Genomic DNA, 23,982 nt, shown 5'->3' on the forward strand with positions numbered 1-23,982 from the left:
AGGTAAAAGGATATGTCGAAATTAAGAATCGCCAGTATTCTCTTTTTATTCTCAACGGTCATTTTGAAATTTTCAAGTATGTTCAGAGACCTCATTATCGCTAACTACTTTGGGGATTCCTATGCAGTAGATGCTTATATTGCTGCCATGACAATCCCTAATGCGATCATATTATTTATGTTAACGGGAATGAAGGATGCATTTGTTCCAAGTTATTATAAATATAAGGAACTTGGATTAGGAGAGCAGCATAAGAGCCATATCGTAAAAGGAACATTTTGGGTTTGTTTCATTTTATCAGTAATTGGAATAATAATATCTAGTCCACTTGTCCACTTTTTATACCCTAATTTCCCTACTAAAGGATTAGAAGTAGCGACTTGGACTGCAATTATTTATTTTTCTTCGATTGTAATGGTTGGGGTTAATGCCGTCTATGAAGGATATTTTGATGCCGAGAAAATGTTTTCATTTTCAGTCTTTTCGCAAACACTTGTTGTTCTCGTTACTATTGTTAGCGCCATTTTATTTCATCAAAATCTAGGGATATATTCTGTGCCAATAGGGTATTTTATGGGAACTGTACTATCTTTAATATTAAAATTTTTAGTTTTACAACCTAGAAAGAAATTTATCCTTTGGAAGCAAAAGTTAGATATTAATGAAGTGAAAATGTTCTATTTGATTTTTATTCCAGTTGGACTTACGATTGCGGTAGGGCAGATAAATCTATTTGTGAATACTCTCTTTGCAGCACAGTTAGGTGAAGGAGTTGTCGCAAATCTAAACTATGCCTTTAGACTTGTAAGTATTCCACAGGCTATTTTTGGTGTTACAATTGCTACAATTATTTATCCGATGCTAGCAGAGGCGAAATCTAAAAATAATATTCCTCTTTTTAAAAAGGGAATAGAAAAAGGTCTAGTATATATGTTTCTATTCGTAGCACCAACTGTTGCAGGGATGATGGTGTTAATTAAGCCCATTGTGAGAGTTGTGTACGAAAGAGGGGCATTTGATACAGATGCAACCTTAATGACTAGTGAATTATCCATATTTTACATCGGGTCAGTGCTGTTTTACAGTATCCAAGCGGTTGTAGCAAAAGGGTTTTATACACTAGAGAAAGGTCATTATATGTTTAGAATCGGTATGACATCGATTGTACTAAATGTGATCTTTAATGCTATTTTTGCCCATTTATTAGGTGCCAAAGGGTTAGCTTTGAGCGCATCTTTGGTAGGGCTTTGTTATTCTGTAATTACATTTAGTACTTTATACAAATTAGTTAAAGGCTTTAATAAAAGATATTTGGTATTTGAATATGGAAAAATATTAATTTCTACACTTTTAATGGCAAGTATAGTGTTTTATATAAGCAAACTTGTATTTATCCAATCTCTTAATATTTATGTGATGTTGTTACTGGTTATTTGCATGGGAGCTTTGGTATACTTCGCTTCATTATATTTATTTAAAACAAGTTCCTTTAAAGAATTGTTGAATTCCAATAAAATAAAAATAAGGAAAATGAATTAAATTTTGTAACCTTTTTTTAATATAGCACGTCAAAATTAGGACTTGATTTCTTTATTTCATCACTTATCATTAAACTAGTACGAATTAACAGCATAGTGAGCATTAAAAGAGTAAATGGTAAAAAAAAAGAATGAAGTTTTAATCGAACTATGCTAATATGAAGTGGTGAATTTTTAAGCTAAATCCTAAAAGAGGTGTTTAACTAAATGTGGCTTTCTTATCTAATTACTATAGGATTAGCATTAATAATAAGTTTCTCTATGAGTCCTGTTGTAATGAAATTTGCAAAGAAAATTGGTGCGATAGATAGACCTAATGAAAGAAAAGTACACTCAAAGGAAATAACCAGAATCGGTGGAATAGCCATATATCTTGGCTTTGTCGTTGCCTTTCTATATATATATAGTGTATATGAGATATCAATAAGTATTTTAATCGGTGCTACGATTATTGTGATAACTGGTCTGATAGATGACCTTTATGGATTAAAACCTATCCAAAAACTAATTGGACAGTGTGCGGCAGCCATTATTGTAGTTCTTAGTGGACTACACATGCAGTACTTTACCCTACCGTTCATTAGTGAAAGTATAGTGATTCCTTCCGGTCTTTCAATTGTAATTTCTTTTATATGGATAATTGGAATTACAAATGCAATTAATTTAATCGATGGTTTAGATGGACTTGCTGCAGGAACTTCCATTATTTCTTCGATTTCAATTTGTATAATTGCTCTAATCATGGGAAATACTCCCGTTGCATTACTTAACTTAGCAATAATTGGAGCAGCTAGTGGCTTTTTATACTTTAATTTCAATCCTGCGAAAATGTTTATGGGTGACACTGGCGCATTATTGCTTGGTTATCTTTTAGCTGTCACGTCAGTTATAGGCTTTAAGCAAGTAACTTTAGTTTCTTTAGTAATTCCGATCATAGTTCTAGCTGTTCCTATTTTAGACACTTTAATTGCAATTATACGGAGAAAAATCAATAAAAAGGGAATTATGGAGGCAGATAAGAATCATCTGCATCATAAGCTTTTAGATGCAGGTATGTCTCATCGTCAAACGGTTCTTTTTATATATGCAATTTCAGCTGTATTCGGTTTAGCAGCGATTGCGTTTTATAAGTTTAATTTATTTACCTCTTCTATTATCTTTGTCGCCCTTTTGATTTTGACTGAATTACTTATTGAAAAACTTTCATTAATTAGTAAGAAATATAAACCTCTAATTAATTTGTACAGTAAAATCAGATTTTTTTATAATGACGAAAACAATCGAAAGCGGTATAAAAATGAATAAAGAAAATATTCTAGGCATCGATGTCTCAACATTAGATTACGATTCACTCGTAAATGCAATAAATGAAAAAATTAAGTCTAATGAAAAGATGAAGATTATTGCTGTCAACCCAGAAAAAATAATCATGGCTCAAAAGGATAGTAGTCTCAAGGAATTAATAAATTCTTCCACGTATCAAATCCCAGATGGAATAGGGGTTGTTCTTGCCTCAAAATTATCTAAGGGCAATATCCAAACAAGAGTCACCGGTATAGGTATGATGGAAAAATTGCTAGAATTGGCAAATAAAGAGGAATATAATATCTTCTTATATGGAGCCAAGGAAGAGGTAGTAAAAGAAGCAAAAGAAAAAATTAGTGAAACTTATCCTGATTTGAAAATAACTGGATATATAAATGGCTACTGTAAAGATAACAATAAGATTATAGATGAAATAAATAAATCGAATGCACAAATCCTATTTGTTGCATTAGGAAGCCCTAGGCAAGAACTTTGGATTAGAGAAAACGCTGAACGTTTAAATGTCAATGTCTTTCAAGGTGTTGGAGGAAGCTTTGATGTCTTTAGTGGAAGAGTAAAAAGAGCTCCAGTGATTTTTCAAAAGACAGGGCTTGAATGGTTCTATAGATTACTTAGTCAGCCATCTAGAGCGAAAAGACAGCTTGCACTTCCACGGTTTTTATATGAAGTAATAAAAAATAAGACCACGTAAGCTGGTCTTATTTTAACATCCAAACAATTTAGGTGATTTAATGAAAATTTTGCACATTATAAGTGGTGGAGAAGTCGGTGGTTCTAGGGAACATGTGATAAGTCTATTGAATATGTATCCTAAAGAACAAGTCACACTGCTTGTATTCCAAGAAGGAATGTTATCAACTGAAGCAAAAGCTTTAGGGATAAACGTTATCATTTTAAAACAGAAAAATCGATATCAGATATCTGTTCTGTCTCAATTAACAAAGTATATTAATCATAACCATTTTGATATAGTGCACTCTCATGGACCTAGAGCTAATCTGTTTTGTTCATTAATAAGGCATAATATCGACAGTAAATGGGTTATTACATTACACAGTGACCCAAGCCTCGACTTTATGAAAAAAGGCATTATAGGAAAATTTTTTGCTTGGTTAAACATATATTCTTTGAAAAAGGCTGACCTAATTTTAGCTGTATCTGATCGATTTGCAGATATGGTTATTGAGTATGGGGTATCAGAGGACAAGGTCTATACAATATTTAATGGAATTAATTTTGATGCTCCTGATGTGGGTTTTGATCGGCAGAATTTCAATCTAAATGAAACGGACTTCGTAATCTCAATGATTGCTCGATTACATCCTGTTAAGGGGCACCAGATTGTTTTAAATGCTCTTGATAAATTGAAACAAAAGCATAATTTAAAACTTTTATTGGTAGGGAATGGTCCAATCGAAGATGAGATAAAGCATCAGGTAGAAAAAATGGGTTTGTCTAATCATGTTTTCTTTTTAGGATTTAGAAAAGACGTGGATAGTATCCTTGGAATTTCCGATGTGTCAGTCCTAGCATCATACAGTGAAAGCTTTCCCTTAGTATTACTTGAATCTGCAAGAGTCAAGGTACCAATTATTTCAACCGATGTAGGTGGAGTAAAAAAACTAATTGACTCAGAAGATAAGGGGTGGCTCATCCCTATTGGAGATGAAGAGGCTTTAAGGATTGCTTTTGAAGATGCAATAATTCTTAAAGCTGAAGGGAAGCTTAAAAATATAGGGATTAAGCTATATGAACATGCTTCAAGTAATTACTCCGTACAACATTTATTTAATGCAATAAATCAAGCATATGAGAGTCTTTTGAAATGAGAGGTCAAAAATGAATACATCTAAGCAGACGAAATTTCTGAACAGTGATTTTTTTGCTCCATATATCTTTTTTCCATTCGTGTTTTTAATTTATTTTTTAGCGGGATACTTATTCAATTTTGGAAGGACACATATCTTTTACTTAAATCAAAATAATATCCCGGTTTTAATTGTTGGTTTTGTAGCTTATTTTATTGGAGTTTTAGTATTTACTAAATTGAATTGGTCTGTTCCAAGACTTAATTTAAAGTTTATAAACAATAGAATGGTCGTATTTATCTATTTATTAGGGATAATTGGCTTGATTAGCTTTTTGATTATGATTTTTACTGGACAAATTGGTATTGCTGATGAATCGGTTCGACGACACTTAGATCCAAGGTTAAATTTTCTTAGCTCGTTTTTATGGTTCTCAGTTTTAGTTCTATTCTTTTATAATATTGTGAATGGAAAACTTACTAAGAGGTCCTTCATAATTAATTTGGCAATTTTGGGTGTCGTGTTTGTCTTGTTTATTTTATCAGGATACAGAACTCCTCTTATTATTATGGTTCTTACATCACTTTTGTGTTTTCATTATATATATAAAAGAATTCCGTTAAAATGGATTATGGTTTTATTTATATTAATGAGTGTGACATTATCAGTTTTTGGCTATTTAAGAACTGTTACAGAAGATAAAACCGAAGAGTTTAATCAAGAAGCTGAAGTAAATCTTGATGAGGAAGATAAAGAGCATGTAAAGGAAGTAAAGAAAACACCTGAATTTGTTCTAGCTATTACTGCTGAATTTGTAAATGGAAGAATTGTTTTATCTAGAATATTGGAGTATACAGAAGAACATGGTTATATGAACGGAGAAGTTCATAAATCAATTTTTTCAACAATCTTACCAGGCGAACAAATATCACCTAGAATGCATATAACAAATATGGTGAATTCCTTAACAAAAGATAATGGTGTTCCGGTTACTAGAGAAGGAAGAACGACAGTTCCAACAATTGTAGGCCAGTTTTATGCTGATGGAGGCTATATTCTCCTTGCGATAGGATTATTCATTGTAGGGGCCATATTAGCTATATTGTATAACGACGTCAAGAAATACGGATTCAAGAGTTATTCTTCTATTGTGTATTCGTTTTTCACGACCATTTTTGTTTTAGGAATACACACAGGTATTTTAGACTTGTTATTCCTTTTAATGTTAGCTTTTCTTCTTTTCACACTTATTATTTATAAGCCGAAAACTAGAAATTAACGTAAAATTTTTGAAGTATTGAGTTTTATTTATAGTACAAACCCCCTCCACTTATGAAGTGAGGGGGTTTTTGCTAGTTTCGTATTTTGTTATAGAACTCGGATGCGGATAATCCGGGTGGTATGCCTACTCTTTTTAACTGAAATTTATCATCTCCTAGTTTCACTTTTCCAGATTTGGTAGTGAATGCGATTCTATAACCTGTCTGCTTTAATTGCTGAATAGTTGTAGAATTGTAGTGACCAAAAGGATAAGCAAAGTATGGTGAATTATTCAAGGTTCTACTGCTTAGTGCAAGGTCGTTGATAACTGTATTGTAATCTTTGGTAATTAGATATCCTTTTTGATCTAACGTTAACTGATGCAGGGCGTGTGTATGGCTGTGATAATTGAAAACATCAGACATTTCGTTTAATTCTTGCCATGATAGAAATTGTAAATCGTCAGGATTAAAAGGGTAAGGTTGATTAGGTATCCTGCCAGTTATGATAAATTCAGTTGCTTTAAAGTTGTACTTTCGTAACTCGGGTAATGCATACTTATAAACAGATTTTAAACCATCATCAAACGTTATAACAATAGCGTTTGCAGGTAGGTTTCTTTTTTTGTCCAAGTAATCTTCAAGTTCAGAAACAGTGATTGTTTTATAAGCATAGTTATTTAATAAATTCATTTGTGAATTAAATTCTATATTAGAAATAGTTGTAGAGACATTACGATAATATCTATTTTCTTCATTTCTCAAAATATGGTGATACATTAAAACTGGAATTCCATTATCAATAGATACATCTTGTTTTGAAATATACCCCTCTACACCAGCAACATTAACAATATAGTGGGTTTTCGTTTCGGAAATAATCGGTAATCTTTGACTGTCATATAGGACTCCAATTTGATTATTTAAACTCTGATCATAAAGAGTTACATTATGCTTGTTTATAAGAATGGTCTTATTTGAATTTGCAGTTGAAAGTTCATCATGCATTTTATGAATTTCATCTACTGAAAAATTGGTCTTTACCGAATTAATATCAATAAGTCCATTGGAGTTTCCGTATTTAAACCGATAATATTGTCCATCTACAAGTCCATCAGAGTAGTATATGGAATTCGGATTAAGTGCGCCTTCCATACTCTTATTGCTACCCTCATCTAGAAAATAAGTTGGTTGATTAGGAGTAAAAAAGATTTTTTGATCTAATCCTTTTAATGCATTTTCTACCTGATCCGTTACAGCTAAATTCCCTCCAAGTAAGTCAAAAGAAGTAGTGTTTCTAATTTTTAAGAATAGAAGTGTTGAACCAGTAGCTTTCTCAGGTTTTGTTAACATCACTGGTTCATTTTCTTTAGCAGCCAGGATTGATCCCGTTAAAGCATCTGCGAAATTTGTCCCTGTTGTAATGAATGCTTTGTTAACCTGATCGTCAAAAAACTCTACTATTTTTACATTTGTTTCATATCTACTTTGCCCGCTGATTCTAGTAACATTTTTTAGTTGAGCCTCTACATTTTTGTCAATAGCTAATTCTCCACCTAATACGATAGAGGCAGCCCTTGTCTGATGTTTAATTGTGTCTGGTAAATTATTTGCATTCGTGAGTAGAATGGGGAAGCGATTTCTTGCAGCATAAGGTGCGGACGCAAGTGCATCAGGGAAAGTTCTTCCGTTTGCATAGATGGCTGTAGACGAATTAATTTTTGACGCAATTAATGCGGAAGTGTCGTAACGGCTTGTGCCAGCTATCCGTTCAATGGTTAAAGTCATATTCTTTAATTGCTGCTCAACACTATCATTTATGGCTAAATTGCCACCAAGTATTATCGCTCTGTTTGCCCCTAATCTAGTAATTTCCTGCCTAACTGAATCTGGTAAACTATTACTCTTGGTTAGTAGGATGGGAGCATTGAGTTGATATGCTAACGGAGTTGCGCATAATGCATCCGGAAAGTCTTGTCCAGTTACAATGATTACTGTGTCGGTACCATTAGGAAAGGTTCGTTTAGAGATTTCTATAGCTGTATCATATCTACTAGTACCATTGATTCTATTTGTATTTAAAGAAGCGTGTGCACTGACTTCGTTAAATAGAAAAAAAGTGAATAAGAACGTTAAAATAATAGTAATTTTGCGTCTTAACATTATAAATTGTATCCCCCTTAAGTAGTCTGTTTTCTCTATGAGGTAAAGTTGACCTGTTATGATTATACCAATTCATTCCCAATTATTCACTACTTGAAAATAAAAATATAAGGGAGATTTACCCAATAAATATTTTCCTTGTATACTTTATTGAGCTAGACAAATGGAATATAATTAAAAATAGTTGTTAGAGGGGAAGGTAATTAAATGTTCAGTAACCGCAAAAAAACACTATTAATATTTTTTATAGCTTTTATAATTTTAAGTTCAGTGTGCTATTTTTTTATACACTCAACATTAGTATCTAAAAAAGGTATAGACCTTTTTTATAAAAACGATGAAATAGTTCATATAGCATTAGAAGGATATATTTTAGAGCAGGTAGATGTTAATGAGAAAAATAATCTGCGTTCGATTGATACTACATATGAGATTGAAATAAAAAAATTCTTAAATGAGATTGGAAGAATAAGAATGACGGTACGAGAAATAGATAACGGAGATTATTTTATTTTTTCCTCTTTAGAAAATTTTTCGAAGAAACCTTTAAAAGTTGATATTGAAATGCCATTTGATGAATTAAACAGGTTTTCCATAAACGATTTCGAACAATTTCCCGTGAATCATCAACATGACAAGGTATTTGGGGTGGATCCCACTACATACCCAATCGGATTAATTTCTTTGTACGATACAGATCAATTAAAAAAGAGTATGGTAATTAGTAGAAATTATGTTTCAAAAAAAATGATTCAAAATTATAATGATGGAACAGAAAGTGTAATTAGAAAGTTGGAAAGTGAAAATAAGGGCTTTGATTTAAGTACGGACAATAAAGGAGTATATCTAAATATGCCCCTTTACTCTACAGGAAAAGATATTTCAGAGAATTGGGTAATGTTATCTGAACAACCTCTATTTAAAAATGAAGATGCCCTTAATGACTGGATTGAAAGAAGTAATACACAATATCGTTATGTGAATAAGTGGTATACAAGCGAAGGTTCTTATAGTAAATTACCTTGGTCAATCGAGCCTGGTGAAAAACTTGGTTATGGAAGAAATCTTTCTATGATGCAGGATGATCCTGCGCTGGAGCATTATAATTCGACAAAAGAACGCTATTTTTACAATTTAATTATCAATTCGGTGAATAACTTAATGAATTTTCAGGATAAAGAAGAGCGATTATGGAGAACAGAGTATACCAGTACTTGGCTGAAAAGTGAATATGGTATACAGGCTCCTTATACGGATACGAGACATAACGAAAAAGTCTCGGTCTTTTTAAAAGACATTTCTAATACTTTAGGAATTAAAGAACTTAAAGATGTAAATTTAGTTTATGCAGATTTTCTAGTTTCTCAGGTTGGAATAGGAAATATTATTGATATCGATGAAGGGTACTTGATAACAGATTACTATTCTCCAACTCAAAAAAAACCAACACATGTTTCGCTTAATCACGCTTTAGGAGAAATGTATTTCTTGATCGATGCTTATAAACAGACGAATTAGAAAAAATATATTGATGTGGCTGAAAAAATAAGAAGTGGGATTGAGAACATAGGAGATAAATGGATTAAAGAAAATGGAGATGTATGGTACCAAGTAGATGGCGATATGCACTTCTCTGGTGAAGACTATCCATATTTAACATTAGAAGATTTACTAATTAGTCAAGAAAAGTGGCTAGGGGCGAATAGAGAACGCAGCGAAATATTTGATGAGTTGATTCGCTCCAAGACGAAGTATCTAATAAATGAAGATAAAGGAATCCCTGAATATATTGCGAAGTTACTGCAAGAACAGGGGATGGGTGATCTAATCGATGGCTATACCAATATAACGAAGTTCTAAATACTGTAATAGTAAAAGACTGAAGTCATCGGTTTGATTACCGAAGGTTTCAGTCTTTTTAGTGGCCAATAGGAGTTTATTCTTCTTTTCATATAAATCAGTTAGTATGACCTGCTTAAAACTTTTCTCTAATTCCCCCATCTGCTTTCTAAAGTTCGTTGGAGAATCTCTTCTCTATCCAAATAGCAAATAGAATGCATAAAATGAAGTTCATTCTCTTTATTAATACGATCTTTTGAAAGTGACATGAACATATGATTAAGGTACTTAGTTGTTCTAGGTGAACAAAAGATACTATGATTTTGATGGGTCTATTTTTAATATAGCTGGGATAATGATATAAGAACTAGTACTTTTGATATAATATCTTTATGTAAAATAGTGATGTTTCTTAAAAAGGAGAATATATATGTATGAAGTAAAGGAGATCATAGATCAACCATTTAAGATTTACGAACTAAGGGATATTAATACGAATTCATGGGTTAAGGTTGCCCCTGAACGCGGAGGTATTGTATTCTCTTATGGAGTAGCGGGGGAAGAAATTCTCTATCTTAATGAAGAAACGTTTTATGATACAGATAAGAATGTTAGAGGTGGAATTCCGATTCTATTTCCGATCTCTGGACAGTTGCTGAATGGGATGTATGATTGGGAAGGAAGAAAATATTCCATGAGTAACCATGGATTTGCACGAAATGCTTCATGGGAAGTAATAGACGTTAGTATTCATAATAGAGCTTCTATTACAATTAGCCTTTCTAGTAATGAAAAGACAAGAAACTCCTACCCATTCGACTTTAATGTGACTTTCAACTATATACTCGAGAACGGCAAGCTTACCGTACATCAGGAATATAAGAACATGGGTAATGAGCCTTTGCCTATGTATGCAGGGTTTCATCCTTATTTTAAAATTAAAGATAAGAATATTTCATATGAGACTGATGCAACGAAATACTTTGATTATAATGATGGGAAGGAGAAGTATTTCAATGGTAGCATAGACATATCTAATCTGAAAGAAGCCGTTGTGTTATTGGATGCAGCTCGAAAGCAGACTTCATTTTATCTTCCACAACTAAAGAAAAAAATAAAATTGAAATATGATGAACCTTTTAAATATGTGATGATATGGTCTGAAAGTGATGAGGAATTTATCTGTGTTGAACCTTGGATGGCGAAAACGGATGAATTCAATAGAAAAGAAGAGCTTGTAATGATTGGTGTTAATAAAAATCTCAGCACGGTGTTTAGCATCCTTTTAGAGGACTAATAAAATGACTCATTATGATTCCCGAAAAAGGAGTGGGGATAAATTCCAAAGTAGGATAGGTCTTTGTACATGTAAAGAAAAGCTGTCTCAAATTAATTCTGATCGAATATTTATTGAATTTATTACCATTCATTGTGCTTAACAATTATTTTTGATACACAAGAATTAAGGTTGTATTTGTCATGAAAAACTAATGTACATAATTATTGGGTCTAGGACTTTTCTTTGTGCTTCGAAAACAATTTCGAATCAAACGACTTACGCTTACAGTGGTTCTCTATGATTTTTTAGACGATAATTCTAATCAATCGAGGATTTGTTAACAAGGAAAAAGTACTTATGTCGACTTTGTGCCAAATTCCATTTGAACAAATTGCCAGTTGAGAACTTTTTTCTTTGTTAAAAAAACCGGAAGTGAACCAAAGGGAAACCCGTTTTATCAATAAATATCTTGCTCAAATTATTTTATTGAAACTGGATACTATAATGATTAACGATTCGATATTTTTTGAGCAAAGATAATACTAACAATATATGATATAATTATTTCTTCAATAAAAGGAAATTCCTAAAAGGAGAGCTCTTAAGATGACAGAACCTCTATTTTTTATTCCAATTTTTCAAGAGAGAATTTGGGGTGGAGAAAAATTAACTACTTTCGGATATGAGATACCTTCAAATCGTACTGGAGAATGTTGGGCTTTTGCAGCGCATGAGCATGGCCAAAGCATAGTGAAAAATGGTAAATATAAAGGGGAATCCCTTAGTGATTTATGGGATAATCACCGGGAACTCTTTGGAAATATGGAAGGAGACCGTTTCCCCCTATTAACAAAGATCTTAGATGCCAACGATGATTTATCTGTACAGGTACATCCCGACGATAAGTTTGCGAACAGATATGAAAATGGTGAATTGGGAAAAACAGAATGCTGGTATATCGTCGATTGTGATAAAGAAGCTGAAATTATTTTTGGTCACCATGCCAAAAGTAGAGAACAATTCATACAACTAATTAATGATGGGAAATGGGATGAATTATTACATAAGGTCTCAGTTAAGCCAGGAGATTTCTTTTTTGTTCCTAGTGGTACGATTCATGCAATTGGAAAAGGTATCCTTATCTTAGAAACACAACAAAATTCGGACACGACTTATCGAGTATATGATTACGGTCGTGTAGATAGTAATGGGAATAAGAGAGAGCTACATATTGAAAAATCAATTCAGGTAGCAAATATTCCTTCTCACCAACCAAAAATTAATCCCCAAAAAACGACAATTGATGATCTTGAGATTACTACTTTTATTGAAACCGAATTTTTTACCGTGCATAAATGGAAGCTAATAGGGCATGTGACTTTAAAACAAACAAAGCCTTTTCAATTGCTAAGTGTGATTTCTGGTGAAGGATACATAATCGTTAATAACCAAACATTTTCATTTCAAAAAGGTGACCATATTTTGTTACCTTCGGAATTTGGAGATTTTGTCTTAAAAGGTGAATCAGAGATTATTGTTTCGCATTTATGATAAGAAAAAACTAGTTAGTAGTACAGGCAATTGCTTGTACTATTATTTATTTTTCCAAAAAAGGACAATTGCTAGGTATTTATTTGAGTATATCAATATGCTAATTTGATTCAAAAATTCAGAGGATATTGAAACTGTTACTAGGAACAAATTAGTAGAGTACAAAAATAAATGGAAAGAGTATAAAATGATTCGGTGTTACTGACAAAGTCTTGTGGCCAAAAATTGATGGGCTAAGTTGTCCATACTTTGCTTGAAATTTTGCCAATAAAGTTTGTATTAAGAACAAGCTTTCCTTCATTTTGATTACGGCCCCAGAAATGTACCACATCTAACTTAGTATTTACGACTGGAATGATAAAGGATGACTCAAGCATTGAAAAGTTTGATAGAACTGACTTAATACACTCCGACTCATATCTCTGAAATGAGACCAAGAAATCTGGTAAAGCATGAGGAATTGTCTACATTGATCATGGGGTAGCCGGCGAATATTTCATTTTATGTACTACTAGAATTTCCCTTTTTTTTATTTTCTAATACCAATAAAACTCATGCTTATACAGAAACACGGAGAAGGAATCCTCACTACGCATCTAATGTAAAACTCCACTATTTTGAATTATAAGATGATGCTATACTCTGTAATCCTTGACAGGCAATATAAACAACTATAGAAAATTTAGCGATGGCACTAACAATAAGGATTCTGTCATTTGGAATAGGAGTATTTTGATGATCATTATTTGTGATATAAATTCATGGACAGTTTGGATATTAAACCTCTAATAAAGATTGTAAAAGAAAAAATTTGATTATTGCTTATTATGGCTAGAATGGAATATTATTAAGAAGTTAATCGTTAATCCTAATTTGAGTTCTATCAGACTAAGTACCAATTTGAAAAATGAAATAAGAAGTGAGTGATAGGATGTTATTTAATTCCTTTATATTTATATTTGTGTTTCTTCCGATTGTTTTTTGTGGTTATTATATTCTCAACTATTTTAAAAAATATAAGTGGTCAGTATATTGGTTGATCTTGGGATCGCTGTTTTTTTATGGTTTTTTTGAACCTAAATATTTAATACTCATTTCAATATCTATTTTAACAAACTTTGGAATTGGTACATTCATTAATAGAACAGTAAACCAATCCACTAAGAAGTCCTTATTAACACTAGGTTTAGTCTTTAATATCTCACTATTGGGATACTACAAATATACAGATTTTTTTATTACCAATATAAATAATGCCTTCGGGACACAATTTGATTTATTATACTTGATTTTACCGTTAGGACTTAGCTTTATAACATTTCAGAAGATTGCCTATTTGGTAGACGTTTATAAAGGTGAAGCAAAGGAATATTCTTTGTCCACTTTTGCTCTTTTTGCGACTTTCTTTCCACAACTTATTGCAGGACCTATTGTCCATCATAAAGAGGTTATACCTCAATTTGAGGATAGTAAGAATAAGAAGATTAATATAGATAATATTTCTAAAGGGATTTTTATATTTTTAATTGGATTAACGAAAAAAGTAGCTATTGCTGATACTGTTGCTATTTGGGCTAACGATGGTTTTGCTAATTATCAAAATTTAACATTTGTTGAATCTTGGGTGACCTCGCTCTCATATACGACTCAATTATATTTTGATTTTAGTGGTTATTGCGATATGGCCATTGGTCTAGCACTATTATTTAATGTTAAATTGCCTGTTAACTTCTTTTCACCTTATAAAGCAAGAAATATTCAAGAGTTTTGGAAAAGGTGGCATATGACTCTAAACCGTTTCCTAACTCAATATGTTTATTTTCCTTTAGGCGGTAGTAGAAATGGGCCAGTTAGAACTTATTTTAATATCTTTGTTGTCTTTTTTATTAGTGGTTTTTGGCATGGAGCAGGTTGGACATTCATTATTTGGGGGATTCTCCATGGACTTGCCTCTATCTGTGTTAGGTTATGGGGGAAATTAAACATTAGGTTACCGTATCTGGTTTCGTGGTTTATTACATTTCAATTTGTTAACATAGCGTGGGTTTATTTCCGGGCGACAAGCGTTGAACAGGCAAACTCGATTATAGTTAAGATGTTTCATCTGAACCAGAGTGAGTTAGTAGATTTATTTTCATTTCCCTTAAGAAATTTGGTTCAATCAGCTGCAGTAAAGATTCATTTTGTTCCATTTGATTTCTATGCAACTTTGAATAATCCTAAAATAATTGTTCCTTCTTTAGTGGTCTTATTGATCTTAACCTTTTTCTTTAGGAATTCCATTCAATTGTTGGAGAGTTTTAAATATAATTGGTTTGCAATCGTTTATTGCCAGGCGATGCTTTTGATGGTCCTAATTAGTATTTATATTATGCAAAAAAATAGCGTATTCCTTTATTTTAATTTTTAATAAGGTGTGTTGAATTTGGGATCCGAAATATGGATGAAGCGATTGTTACTTACAACAATCATAATAATCATTTTGCCAGTGATAGGCGTTATGGGATTCAATTATTATATTGACCCACTTTGGAATTATTCACATAAGAATCGGTTTAACGATTTTCAGATTGGATTCGATGAGAGGCAATTAAAAACAAATTACATAAATAGCAGAAGTAAGTTTGATTATGATAGTTTATTAATTGGTACCAGTCGCGTGACTTACATGAACTATAATGAATTTGAGAATGAAAAAGTGTTTAATTACTCTCTTAGTTCAATGCATATTGACGAGTATTTACCCTACATAGAATATGCTACTAAGAAAAATCATAAGGAATTTGATACTATTTATATGGAACTTTATGTGGATTCTTATGATGGAAATGTAAAAAATACTAATAAAGATTCAAAGGTATATATTGAGAAGGCAGAGGATCCTTTTTACAAGATAACATCCTTGTTTTCGCAAAGTACACTGGAGTCTTCAATCGAAAATTTTAATATTTCAAAAATGAATTTGTATGATGGTCCTAGGAGTTATAACAGAGATAATGTTGCACAAACTACATTGTCAAATGAAGCAATCCCACGCTTATGGATGAAATTCAAAGATTTCTTTGAAACAAAACCATCAGATAGTTATGTATATGATAGTGAATATAAGCAAAAATTGATGGACATAAGAAATAAATATCCCAATACAAAAATTGTAGTGTTTACTGACTTAATGCCTGCTGAAAAACTTAAACTTATTTTAAGTAATGAAGCCTATAGAAATGCATATGAGAGATGGTATAGAGATATGGTAGATGTATTTGGGGAAGTATACAGTTTTCATGGATACAATCGAATTACCGAAAACCTTGATAACTTTTTTGATTGGTTTCACTATTATCCAAAAATTGGTGATGAGATGATACATGCAATACAGGAACCAAGTGAAAATAAGGATATTCTATATATTGTAAATGAAAATAATATTGAAGAATTTTTTGATGTGGTAGAAAAAGGTGATTAATCAATAAGAAGGGTTAGATTTATAACGGAATCACCATTAGGTAAAGAAAATGCAAGGGAACAATTTTTGGGTCACTAAGCTATGGATCTGATCTGTAGCTTTTTTTACCGTTTGGAAAACGAGCACTGTATAGGAAGAGGAATTTTATAAATAATTAAACTTGTTCGGAACATCTCCGGAATCTAAATACACTAATAAAGCAAAAAAGATGCTGTCAATCAAACGATTGGTCAAAAACGTCACGCCGGATATGGGGATTGCGAGTACGAGTTGAGAGTTAATTTTTCTAGTTGTTTTTGTGGAATGGATATTATGGTGAATTTGAGGAAAAATGTATTAAAGTCAGTCTCATTATAGTAAGAAAGATAAAAGTGACCCTTCAATCAAACGATTGATCAAAAACGCTACGCCGGATATGGGCTGGTGCGATCAAGTCCAAAGTTAATTTTTTTGATTGTTTTTGTAGTATAGATTAAATGCCCTTAAAGAGTGGAAATTGGGACAGGAATAATAAAAATCTTCCAAGTATGATTGAAGAATTTATAAATATTGCATATAAGGCCCCGAAAAAACGTAGGTGCACGTTGTAATACATAGTTTTTTTCTCCAATTAAAAAAATGCAATATTAAACCAACGGTCTTTGGTTTAATATTGCAAAGTTCATGAATTCTTCTCTACTCAAGAACTCTAATATTTTCGATTATTTTTTTTCGTGCACCTCTTTTCCATGCTTTCACGGCAGATATCGATACTTGTTCGATCTCCGCAATTTCCTTGATTGAAAGGTCGGCTAAACCTGTGTACAGTACCCATTTCTTTTGATGCTCTGTTAATTTTGCACAATAAGAAAGGATAGTCTCTCCTTCTAGTAATGGATTTACTGATTCATCCTCAATATGATTCCAAAACTCTTCTTCAGGAAAGACGGAACGGTCTTCATGTTTTTTTCGCTTAGTTAATTCTGTCATGAGTTTGCCACGGATAAAGGAAAATGCGTAACTGGTGAAGTTCCCTTTATTTTCATCAAAACCTTTATGTGCTTCCCATAATGCAATCAGCCCTGTTTGGTAGAATTCCTGCTGATTTTTGTAAATATGTAACGAGTGTATGATTTTCCATATCATCGCCTCATACTTCTTTTCCAACTCATCAAATTGTTCCACGATTTTTCCCTTTCAGGAAAGCGCGCTTGCCAAATTTATTCCCGGGTAGCTAAAACATATCGAGATTTTTCAATTTGGTCTAACTTCGAAAAATGTACTTAATGAAGGAAAATGAGGGTGGTTTTTCATTTTGCCATCGCGAATTTTGCACTTTTGGTATTAAAAAAGGAGGGATATTTGCATAAGATGCTGAAATAATAAATTATATTATTTAAAACTAAGAATTTAATCTGAGGGATTTGAAAACGAAAAAACCTGGCATAAGCCAGGTTTACTAATCATTTGAGTTATTTTCGTCTACGTCATCTTCATCGCTGGAAGTTAAATTATCCAATTCTGATTGCTCTGCCAGAGCTAAATGTACCTTTAACTCAAGAATTGTCTCTTCAAGTGCTTCTTCATCTAATGAATAGATATACATAGGACCTGCGTAGTCATCTGACCCAGCTAATGTTAAGGTTTCGATATCAAGATTGGTTCCAGCAGAAGCGTAATTTAAGAATGCTTTCATGTCATCGAAAGATATATCGGTTGCCATATTGTCTCCGACAGCTTCCATGACATCATCAATTTTTGTAATTGCTTTAACGCTAATCGCTTTTTTCATGATTGCTTTTATGATTTGTTGTTGTCTTTTTCCACGCTCAATATCATTATCATGATATCTTGTACGGGCTAGTGCAAGAGCTTCTTCACCATCAAGTTCTTGAAGTCCCTCTTCTAAATGAACGGCATCATGTTTATCTTTAGAATCTTTTTCACTAAAGGAATAAGGAACCTCAACTTCGATTCCACCTAAAGTATCAATCACATCGATAAATGCATTGAAATTCATTTTTACATAATAATCTATAGGAATATCTAGTAAACCTTCAACTGTTTCGATGGTTGATTTAACCCCACCATTTGCATGTGCGTGAGTAATTTTATCTTCTTTTTCTAATGTGGGAACGTATACGTATGAATCCCGTGGGATGCTTAGTAGCTTGACTGATTTTGCTTTCTTATTGAATGTTGCAACCATTAAAGCGTCCGATCTAGATGTACTATTAAAATCACGCACTTCACTATCGTCGACACCGACAAATAAAATAGAAAAGTTCTCTTCTAAAGGATCTACTTTGGTTTCTCTTGCACTTTCTCTTTCAATTGGCGTATAAGAATCATTCATTACTGATTCGGCTTTATTTAGTAAAGAAGCCCCGTATGCAATTCCGCTAATCAAAATAATTAAGATGGGAAATACAACCCAACGGACTCTTCTTCTTCTTTTTCTTATTTTTTCACTTTTATTTCTAATCCTGCTATTAGACATAAATTTGCCCCTTTTTGATTTATCTTATATAGTTAAAGTTTACTAACATTTATTTTTTATAGGCCAAATTACATTCTACAATTTTTTTCCTTATTCGTAAAATGAAATTTTATCCTACATCCTTCTCTAAATAAAGTATCTTACCTTCACTCACCTCACACTGCCCATTCGTCAGCTCAACCATCCACTCTGTGAACGCGTTCGTTTGGCTTTCTTCAACAAATGTTTCAATTTCGACTGTATCGAGGTAATGAATTTCTTTTACATTATATATAGAAGATCGTAGTTCGTTTTCGAGTTTTCCGAGCCAGGTATAATCGACTTTTGTGTGCATGACTTTCATGAGTCTTCTTTCAACCATACCAGTTGCGTTGATGCCTTCTGAAGTGGCTTTTCCATATGCGCGGATTAGTCCACCTGCACCTAATTTTATGCCACCAAAGTACCGTGTGATGACAACAACAGTGTCTTTTAGATGTCTTTTTTTCAACACTTCTAAAATAGGGACTCCAGCTGTACCGCTTGGTTCTCCATCATCGTTGGCTTTTTGGATTTGGTCATTCTCACCAATCAGGTAGGCAGAACAATTATGGGTGGCATTCCAATGTTTCTTTTTAATCGTTTGAATAAATTCCTGGGCCTCTTCTTCCGTGGTTGCTCGCGTCACATGAGCAATAAAACGGGATTTTTCGATAACTATTTCATTTTCCCCGTATCCTTTAACGGTATAATAGCTAGGGAGCATGGAATCACTCCTTATCTTTTAATGTCGAGAACTCGACTTATTCTATTATAAGTCGACAAATGGTCCTGTATCAAATTAACATCACCTTGTAATGAAACTTTAACATGATTGACTTTTTGTCATGCTATAATGAAACACGTCACTGGTATTGTAAAATAATATTGTAATTGGCATTCCGAACATCTATCCTAAATGAGAAATAGGTCACAAACTAGTTTAGGCTATATGGCTTATTTTGAAAAATATTTCTCCATCTTTTTATCGATTTTCAGTCATTTTCCTATTATTTTCAAGGTAGAAATATAGTATCTTGGGGAAAATAAAGGTAAAATATTTATCAAGTAAGAAAGGGTTTTTTATTTCCTTGGAGGAATATTTATTTATGATTAGAAAATTTGACACAAAAACTCTTGATTTGATACTGGACAAGATGGTAGAAACCGTAGGAGATAGTAAGGATGAAATTTTCCGCATAGGGGAACAGTGCCGGCGTGATTACGATTCCTTGGTTGATGAATTACGAGATGTGCGAATAATGGTTGGCCGAATCATTGAAGAGGGAGATGAGCTAGAGGCTAAATCGCGATTAGCGAGGAAACGTCTCTCAGAGGTAAGTATGCATTTTAAGGACTACACGGAAGTGGAGGTTCGAGAGGCATACGAGAAAGCTCATCAAATACAGATGGATCTCACTATGAATCGGCAGACGGAAAAACAACTTCGAGGACGAAGAGACGATATCGAGCGCAGGCTTGTGGGTCTTACGGAAACGATTGATAAGGCAGAACGCCTCGTTTTACAAATCACCGTTGTCATGAACTATTTGACGAGTGATTTGAAGCAGATGAGCGAGGTATTAGAAGACGCCAAAATGAAGCAAGACTTCGGCTTAAAGATCATTGAAGCGCAGGAGGAGGAGAGAAAGCGTCTTTCTCGTGAAATTCATGACGGGCCAGCGCAAATGATGGCAAACGTGATGATGCGCTCGGATTTGATTGAAAAAGTCTATAATGAATATGGGGCAAAGGATGCTTTATCTGAAGTTAAGAACCTGAAAAAGATGGTTCGTAGTGCGTTGTATGAGGTCAGACGTATTATCTATGACTTGCGACCAATGGCACTTGATGATCTCGGATTAGTACCTACCCTCAAAAAGTACCTGCAAACCATCGAAGAGTATCATAGTACGACTCGCATTACGTATAAAAATATGGGGGAAGAAAAAAGACTTCCTTCTAAGTTCGAGGTTGCCCTATTCCGACTTGTTCAGGAATCGGTACAAAATGCCTTGAAGCATGCGAATGCAAGTGAAATCATTGTGAAGCTCGAAATAAAACCAGATAAAATCACCATTTTAATAAAAGATGATGGACAAGGCTTTGATCCGAAAGAGAGAAAAGCAGAATCCTTTGGTATCATTGGAATGAGAGAAAGAGTTGAACTGCTAAGCGGGGAGATTACCATCGATTCAAAAATCGGAAAAGGTACCGTAGTGCTGATTCAAGTTCCGCTAGAAGTGAAATAGAACAGAAAAAAAATGGGCGTAGGGAGGCGAATCAAATGACAACGAAAATTGTTATTATAGATGACCACCAATTATTTAGAGAAGGCGTTAAAAGAATACTAGATTTTGAATCCTCGTTTGAGGTTGTAGCTGAAGGTGACGACGGCTCAGAGGCAGTTAATTTAGTGGAGCAGTACAATCCGGATGTTGTGATTATGGATATTAACATGCCAACAGTGAACGGTGTGGAAGCAACTCGTCAATTAATCGAAAAGTTTCCTGAATCAAAGGTGATTATTTTATCGATTCATGATGATGAGAATTATGTGCAGCATGCTCTTAAAACTGGAGCTACTGGCTATTTATTAAAAGAAATGGATGCTGATGCTTTAATCGAAGCGGTTAAAGTTGTAGCGGATGGCGGTTCTTACCTACATCCGAAGGTTACCCATAATCTTGTAAGAGAATATCGTCGCTTGGCGGTAGAGGAAGTTGGAGGTAGCGACGGTTATGTTCAGCAAGTTGAAATTAGACGTCCTCTTCACCTATTAACTCGTCGTGAGTGTGAAGTTCTTCAATTATTGGCAGACGGAAAAAGTAATCGTGGTATTGGTGAAGCACTATTTATTAGTGAAAAAACCGTTAAAAACCACGTAAGTAACATTCTTCAAAAAATGAATGTAAACGACCGTACTCAGGCTGTTGTAGTAGCAATTAAAAATGGCTGGGTAGAAGTGAAATAAGAGAGATTATAAAGCGAGATTATAAAGCACCCCATTCAGTGATGAATGGGGTGCTTTTATGCATTATGCTGATTTTGATACGCTCAGTTTTTCTTTTAATCGATTCGCAATTATTTTTCCTGCTCTCATAGATGGAATTTCAACAAATTGATAGGAAACAGTAGCGACGAAGATGGACACGATAAAGGTGAGCGGCAAAGTCAATGCAATAGGAAGTCCTGTGTCAAATTTAATAAAGAACATCAAAATAGTTAAATGGTATAGATACAGACTATAGGATATTTTTCCGAAAAAAGAAGGGATCTTTGATTTTAAAAGCTTGGAAAGTGCAGATGAGGATAAACTTAACATCATGAAAATGCTTGCCCCTATTGTGGCAGTCCAGTCTACAATTAAAATATTGTGGACGAATGAATCTGGATCTATGAGCCAATTACATGTGTAAACCAGCACGCCGATGATGAGCAGTACATATTTTTGCCATCTCTTAATTGATCTCATTTTTTCGATAATGGTTAAATGATGCTTTGCTAGTATGGAACCTACTATGAAAATTGACGTATAATGACCAGTTAGTAAGAGATTGTTGAGTGTGTTGTTGGAGAACATGGCTGATAGTATACAGCAGAAGGCGGACAAGAGTAGTGCAAACAATAAGAGCTTTTTCCAATCGTATTTAAGAACAAAATAGACGACGACCGGAAAAATTATCGAGATTCTCATCTCATAGACGAGCGACCAAATTACCGGACTAATTTCACCAGAGTGAGCCCCAACTAACAAAAAGTGATTGATGATAGTACTTATCGAAAAATCTTCATCCCACATTGTATTCATCCAAGCGCTATCAACGGTTCGCATGTTTTGAACGACGCTCCATTTTAGAATCAATGCAGCGAATATGGACACTATGCAAGCGATGTAGATCCGGAAAAAACGTTTTACGAGATACCCACGGTAAGAAAAGGAATGATTTTTCATAAAGGGTAAAGTCAGAACAAATCCACTTAGAATGAAGAAAAACAGCACGGCTTCATGGCCGGCCCAGACAATATGGAGTGGTGAATACTTGTACCAGTTCGTGGCGAATCCCATGGCATAGGTGTTATGAGTATTGAAGTCAAATACCACCATAAAGTGACTAAGCAGGACTGTTAGAGCTGCCAAACCTCGTAGAGTATCTATTTCTTCGTATCTTGTCAATCTGTTACCTCCTAATTAAGACTATTGATTATAAGATACTATAAATAGATTATAATAAACATATTTTTAGAATATTCAAAATAAAAAAGTTTAAAAATGAACAAATGATGAAAATAAATGGCAAGTATTTACATGTCTGTTTGAAAATGATTTAATAGGATAAAAGAACCGATACTAAAGGATGATTTGTAAATGACTTCTTTAATTACCTTAGCGGATCACCACATAGTAGATTTATTGAACTTAGCAGTTGAGAAAAAAGTAGACGAAGGATTCATTCGGTTGCTAAAAAATGAGTTAGAAAGAAGGGGAGTCAAGGTAGGTTAAGGATTATGGAAGAGCATGAATTGGCAAAGGGGGTAATATTTCTTTGGTCTATTTATTTTTATTGCTAATCATTACTGCGTTTATATTTCAAAATCCACGCTTTAAGGGCTTTATCGGTGAAGGAAGGGTTCGCTTTCCACTGAAAAAATTTGACACCAGTACAAACCACATTGTACTCCACGATATTCTATTGCCTTCCCGTGATGGAAAAACTACTCAAATCGATCATCTCATTCTTTCAATCTATGGATTTTTAATCGAAAAGAAAAGCTTTATAAACCGATTTTTTAAAACTATGGGCATATCAAAGCGTTAGAACAGATTGTTGGTACACAGCAGTTTATTTCAATTATTGCTTTTAATCCAAAGGCGACTTTGAAAAAAATTCAGATTAACTCGGAACGTGTGCACGTGACATATGATTCTCGATTACTGAAGGTTATTTACCAGTATCAGGAACAAGTTATTCTGCAGGAAGATCTGGGGAAGTTGAAAGACCTGATTCTTAAAAATATCGTAACTGAAAAAGGAGCGAAAACTGAACATATCAGAACAATCCGCCATGATCAAAAACAAAAAAAGCTGCAGATCAAAGCTAATATTTGTCCCAAATGTGGAGGATCATTAGTTACTAGAAAAGGAATTTCTAGGGTGTAGCAATTTTCCTAGCTGCCGATTTATAGAGAATAAGAAGCACGTCTAAACTAATGCATTTTCGAAAATTTTCATATAAAATGGATACTAAACATATAGTA

General features: G+C 33.5%; 20 protein-coding genes. 15 read left to right on the plus strand and 5 right to left on the minus strand.

The genetic code is table 11. The annotated features are described in order from the left end of the window. Positions 1–12 precede the first annotated feature (12 nt). The 5 genes from murJ (at position 13) to FA727_RS13185 (ending at position 5,951) form a co-directional block, all read left to right on the plus strand. Entirely contained in the window at positions 13–1,539 is a 1,527-nt protein-coding gene (gene murJ, locus FA727_RS13165; protein WP_136831482.1) for a murein biosynthesis integral membrane protein MurJ, read from the plus strand. A gap of 206 nt (positions 1,540–1,745) precedes the next feature. Beyond that, positions 1,746–2,843 (plus strand): glycosyltransferase family 4 protein, encoded by a 1,098-nt coding sequence (locus tag FA727_RS13170; protein WP_136831484.1) that lies wholly within the window; start codon positions 1,746–1,748, stop codon positions 2,841–2,843. Then, entirely contained in the window at positions 2,806–3,555 is a 750-nt protein-coding gene (locus FA727_RS13175; RefSeq protein ID WP_246041871.1) for a WecB/TagA/CpsF family glycosyltransferase, read from the plus strand. The genes FA727_RS13170 and FA727_RS13175 overlap by 38 nt, the downstream gene beginning before the upstream one ends. Before the next feature lie 40 nt (positions 3,556–3,595). Beyond that, the gene (locus FA727_RS13180) at positions 3,596–4,693 is read left to right on the plus strand and encodes a glycosyltransferase family 4 protein (protein ID WP_136831488.1); all 1,098 of its coding nucleotides are present in this window, start codon (positions 3,596–3,598) and stop codon (positions 4,691–4,693) included. Between the two features lie 10 nt (positions 4,694–4,703). Beyond that, positions 4,704–5,951: an oligosaccharide repeat unit polymerase gene (locus FA727_RS13185; RefSeq protein WP_136831490.1), complete on the plus strand. Its 1,248-nt coding sequence runs from the start codon at positions 4,704–4,706 to the stop codon at positions 5,949–5,951. Between the two features lie 73 nt (positions 5,952–6,024). Here FA727_RS13185 and FA727_RS13190 read toward each other — a convergent pair whose 3' ends face one another. Next, positions 6,025–8,094 (minus strand): cell wall-binding repeat-containing protein, encoded by a 2,070-nt coding sequence (locus FA727_RS13190; RefSeq protein ID WP_136831493.1) that lies wholly within the window; start codon positions 8,092–8,094, stop codon positions 6,025–6,027. 207 nt (positions 8,095–8,301) lie between these two features. Here FA727_RS13190 and FA727_RS13195 point away from each other — a divergent pair, with 207 nt between their 5' ends. The 6 genes from FA727_RS13195 (at position 8,302) to FA727_RS13220 (ending at position 16,226) form a co-directional block, all read left to right on the plus strand. Beyond that, the gene (locus tag FA727_RS13195; protein WP_136831495.1) at positions 8,302–9,612 is read left to right on the plus strand and encodes a hypothetical protein; all 1,311 of its coding nucleotides are present in this window, start codon (positions 8,302–8,304) and stop codon (positions 9,610–9,612) included. Between the two features lie 15 nt (positions 9,613–9,627). Continuing rightward, the gene (locus FA727_RS13200; RefSeq protein WP_136831497.1) at positions 9,628–9,954 is read left to right on the plus strand and encodes a hypothetical protein; all 327 of its coding nucleotides are present in this window, start codon (positions 9,628–9,630) and stop codon (positions 9,952–9,954) included. A gap of 409 nt (positions 9,955–10,363) precedes the next feature. Next, positions 10,364–11,230, plus strand: a complete 867-nt coding sequence (locus FA727_RS13205) for an aldose epimerase family protein (RefSeq protein ID WP_136831499.1) — start codon at positions 10,364–10,366, stop codon at positions 11,228–11,230. Between the two features lie 588 nt (positions 11,231–11,818). Next, on the plus strand, positions 11,819–12,763 hold the full coding sequence (gene manA, locus FA727_RS13210; protein WP_136831501.1) for a mannose-6-phosphate isomerase, class I: 945 nt from the start codon (positions 11,819–11,821) through the stop codon (positions 12,761–12,763). 931 nt (positions 12,764–13,694) lie between these two features. Further along, positions 13,695–15,173 (plus strand): MBOAT family O-acyltransferase, encoded by a 1,479-nt coding sequence (locus FA727_RS13215; protein WP_136831503.1) that lies wholly within the window; start codon positions 13,695–13,697, stop codon positions 15,171–15,173. Between the two features lie 15 nt (positions 15,174–15,188). Continuing rightward, the gene (locus FA727_RS13220; protein WP_136831505.1) at positions 15,189–16,226 is read left to right on the plus strand and encodes a hypothetical protein; all 1,038 of its coding nucleotides are present in this window, start codon (positions 15,189–15,191) and stop codon (positions 16,224–16,226) included. 675 nt (positions 16,227–16,901) lie between these two features. Here FA727_RS13220 and FA727_RS13225 read toward each other — a convergent pair. From FA727_RS13225 to FA727_RS13235, 3 genes are all read right to left on the minus strand, one after another. After that, positions 16,902–17,390: a sigma-70 family RNA polymerase sigma factor gene (locus tag FA727_RS13225; protein ID WP_136831507.1), complete on the minus strand. Its 489-nt coding sequence runs from the start codon at positions 17,388–17,390 to the stop codon at positions 16,902–16,904. A 274-nt stretch (positions 17,391–17,664) separates the two neighbouring features. Further along, on the minus strand, positions 17,665–18,705 hold the full coding sequence (locus tag FA727_RS13230) for an LCP family protein (protein ID WP_136831509.1): 1,041 nt from the start codon (positions 18,703–18,705) through the stop codon (positions 17,665–17,667). A 109-nt stretch (positions 18,706–18,814) separates the two neighbouring features. Continuing rightward, on the minus strand, positions 18,815–19,450 hold the full coding sequence (locus FA727_RS13235) for a YigZ family protein (RefSeq protein WP_136831511.1): 636 nt from the start codon (positions 19,448–19,450) through the stop codon (positions 18,815–18,817). Between the two features lie 382 nt (positions 19,451–19,832). On the opposite strand from FA727_RS13235, the gene FA727_RS13240 reads away from it, so the two are divergent. Both FA727_RS13240 and FA727_RS13245 read left to right on the plus strand, forming a co-directional pair. Then, on the plus strand, positions 19,833–20,975 hold the full coding sequence (locus tag FA727_RS13240; protein ID WP_136831513.1) for a sensor histidine kinase: 1,143 nt from the start codon (positions 19,833–19,835) through the stop codon (positions 20,973–20,975). A gap of 35 nt (positions 20,976–21,010) precedes the next feature. Next, positions 21,011–21,697 (plus strand): response regulator, encoded by a 687-nt coding sequence (locus FA727_RS13245; protein WP_136831515.1) that lies wholly within the window; start codon positions 21,011–21,013, stop codon positions 21,695–21,697. Positions 21,698–21,760: 63 nt separating this feature from the next. Here FA727_RS13245 and FA727_RS13250 read toward each other — a convergent pair whose 3' ends face one another. Then, the gene (locus FA727_RS13250) at positions 21,761–22,900 is read right to left on the minus strand and encodes an acyltransferase family protein (protein WP_136831517.1); all 1,140 of its coding nucleotides are present in this window, start codon (positions 22,898–22,900) and stop codon (positions 21,761–21,763) included. Between the two features lie 192 nt (positions 22,901–23,092). Here FA727_RS13250 and sda point away from each other — a divergent pair, with 192 nt between their 5' ends. Further along, entirely contained in the window at positions 23,093–23,227 is a 135-nt protein-coding gene (sda, locus tag FA727_RS13255) for a sporulation histidine kinase inhibitor Sda (RefSeq protein WP_136831519.1), read from the plus strand. Between the two features lie 43 nt (positions 23,228–23,270). Next, on the plus strand, positions 23,271–23,543 hold the full coding sequence (locus tag FA727_RS13260) for a nuclease-related domain-containing protein (RefSeq protein ID WP_158318862.1): 273 nt from the start codon (positions 23,271–23,273) through the stop codon (positions 23,541–23,543). Positions 23,544–23,982 lie beyond the last annotated feature (439 nt).

It is taken from the genome of Robertmurraya kyonggiensis, from assembly GCF_005116465.1.
Lineage (GTDB): Bacteria > Bacillota > Bacilli > Bacillales > Cytobacillaceae > Robertmurraya > Robertmurraya kyonggiensis.

Bases quoted from the DNA above. Each gene is read 5' to 3' on its own strand.
- murJ (WP_136831482.1), top strand. From the start codon at position 13: ATGTCGAAATTAAGAATCGCCAGTATTCTCTTTTTATTCTCAACGGTC.
- FA727_RS13170 (WP_136831484.1), top strand. From the start codon at position 1,746: ATGTGGCTTTCTTATCTAATTACTATAGGATTAGCATTAATAATAAGT.
- FA727_RS13175 (WP_246041871.1), top strand. From the start codon at position 2,806: ATGACGAAAACAATCGAAAGCGGTATAAAAATGAATAAAGAAAATATT.
- FA727_RS13180 (WP_136831488.1), top strand. From the start codon at position 3,596: ATGAAAATTTTGCACATTATAAGTGGTGGAGAAGTCGGTGGTTCTAGG.
- FA727_RS13185 (WP_136831490.1), top strand. From the start codon at position 4,704: ATGAATACATCTAAGCAGACGAAATTTCTGAACAGTGATTTTTTTGCT.
- FA727_RS13190 (WP_136831493.1), bottom strand. From the start codon at position 8,094: ATGTTAAGACGCAAAATTACTATTATTTTAACGTTCTTATTCACTTTT.
- FA727_RS13195 (WP_136831495.1), top strand. From the start codon at position 8,302: ATGTTCAGTAACCGCAAAAAAACACTATTAATATTTTTTATAGCTTTT.
- FA727_RS13205 (WP_136831499.1), top strand. From the start codon at position 10,364: ATGTATGAAGTAAAGGAGATCATAGATCAACCATTTAAGATTTACGAA.
- manA (WP_136831501.1), top strand. From the start codon at position 11,819: ATGACAGAACCTCTATTTTTTATTCCAATTTTTCAAGAGAGAATTTGG.
- FA727_RS13215 (WP_136831503.1), top strand. From the start codon at position 13,695: ATGTTATTTAATTCCTTTATATTTATATTTGTGTTTCTTCCGATTGTT.
- FA727_RS13230 (WP_136831509.1), bottom strand. From the start codon at position 18,705: ATGTCTAATAGCAGGATTAGAAATAAAAGTGAAAAAATAAGAAAAAGA.
- FA727_RS13235 (WP_136831511.1), bottom strand. From the start codon at position 19,450: ATGCTCCCTAGCTATTATACCGTTAAAGGATACGGGGAAAATGAAATA.
- FA727_RS13240 (WP_136831513.1), top strand. From the start codon at position 19,833: ATGATTAGAAAATTTGACACAAAAACTCTTGATTTGATACTGGACAAG.
- FA727_RS13245 (WP_136831515.1), top strand. From the start codon at position 21,011: ATGACAACGAAAATTGTTATTATAGATGACCACCAATTATTTAGAGAA.
- sda (WP_136831519.1), top strand. From the start codon at position 23,093: ATGACTTCTTTAATTACCTTAGCGGATCACCACATAGTAGATTTATTG.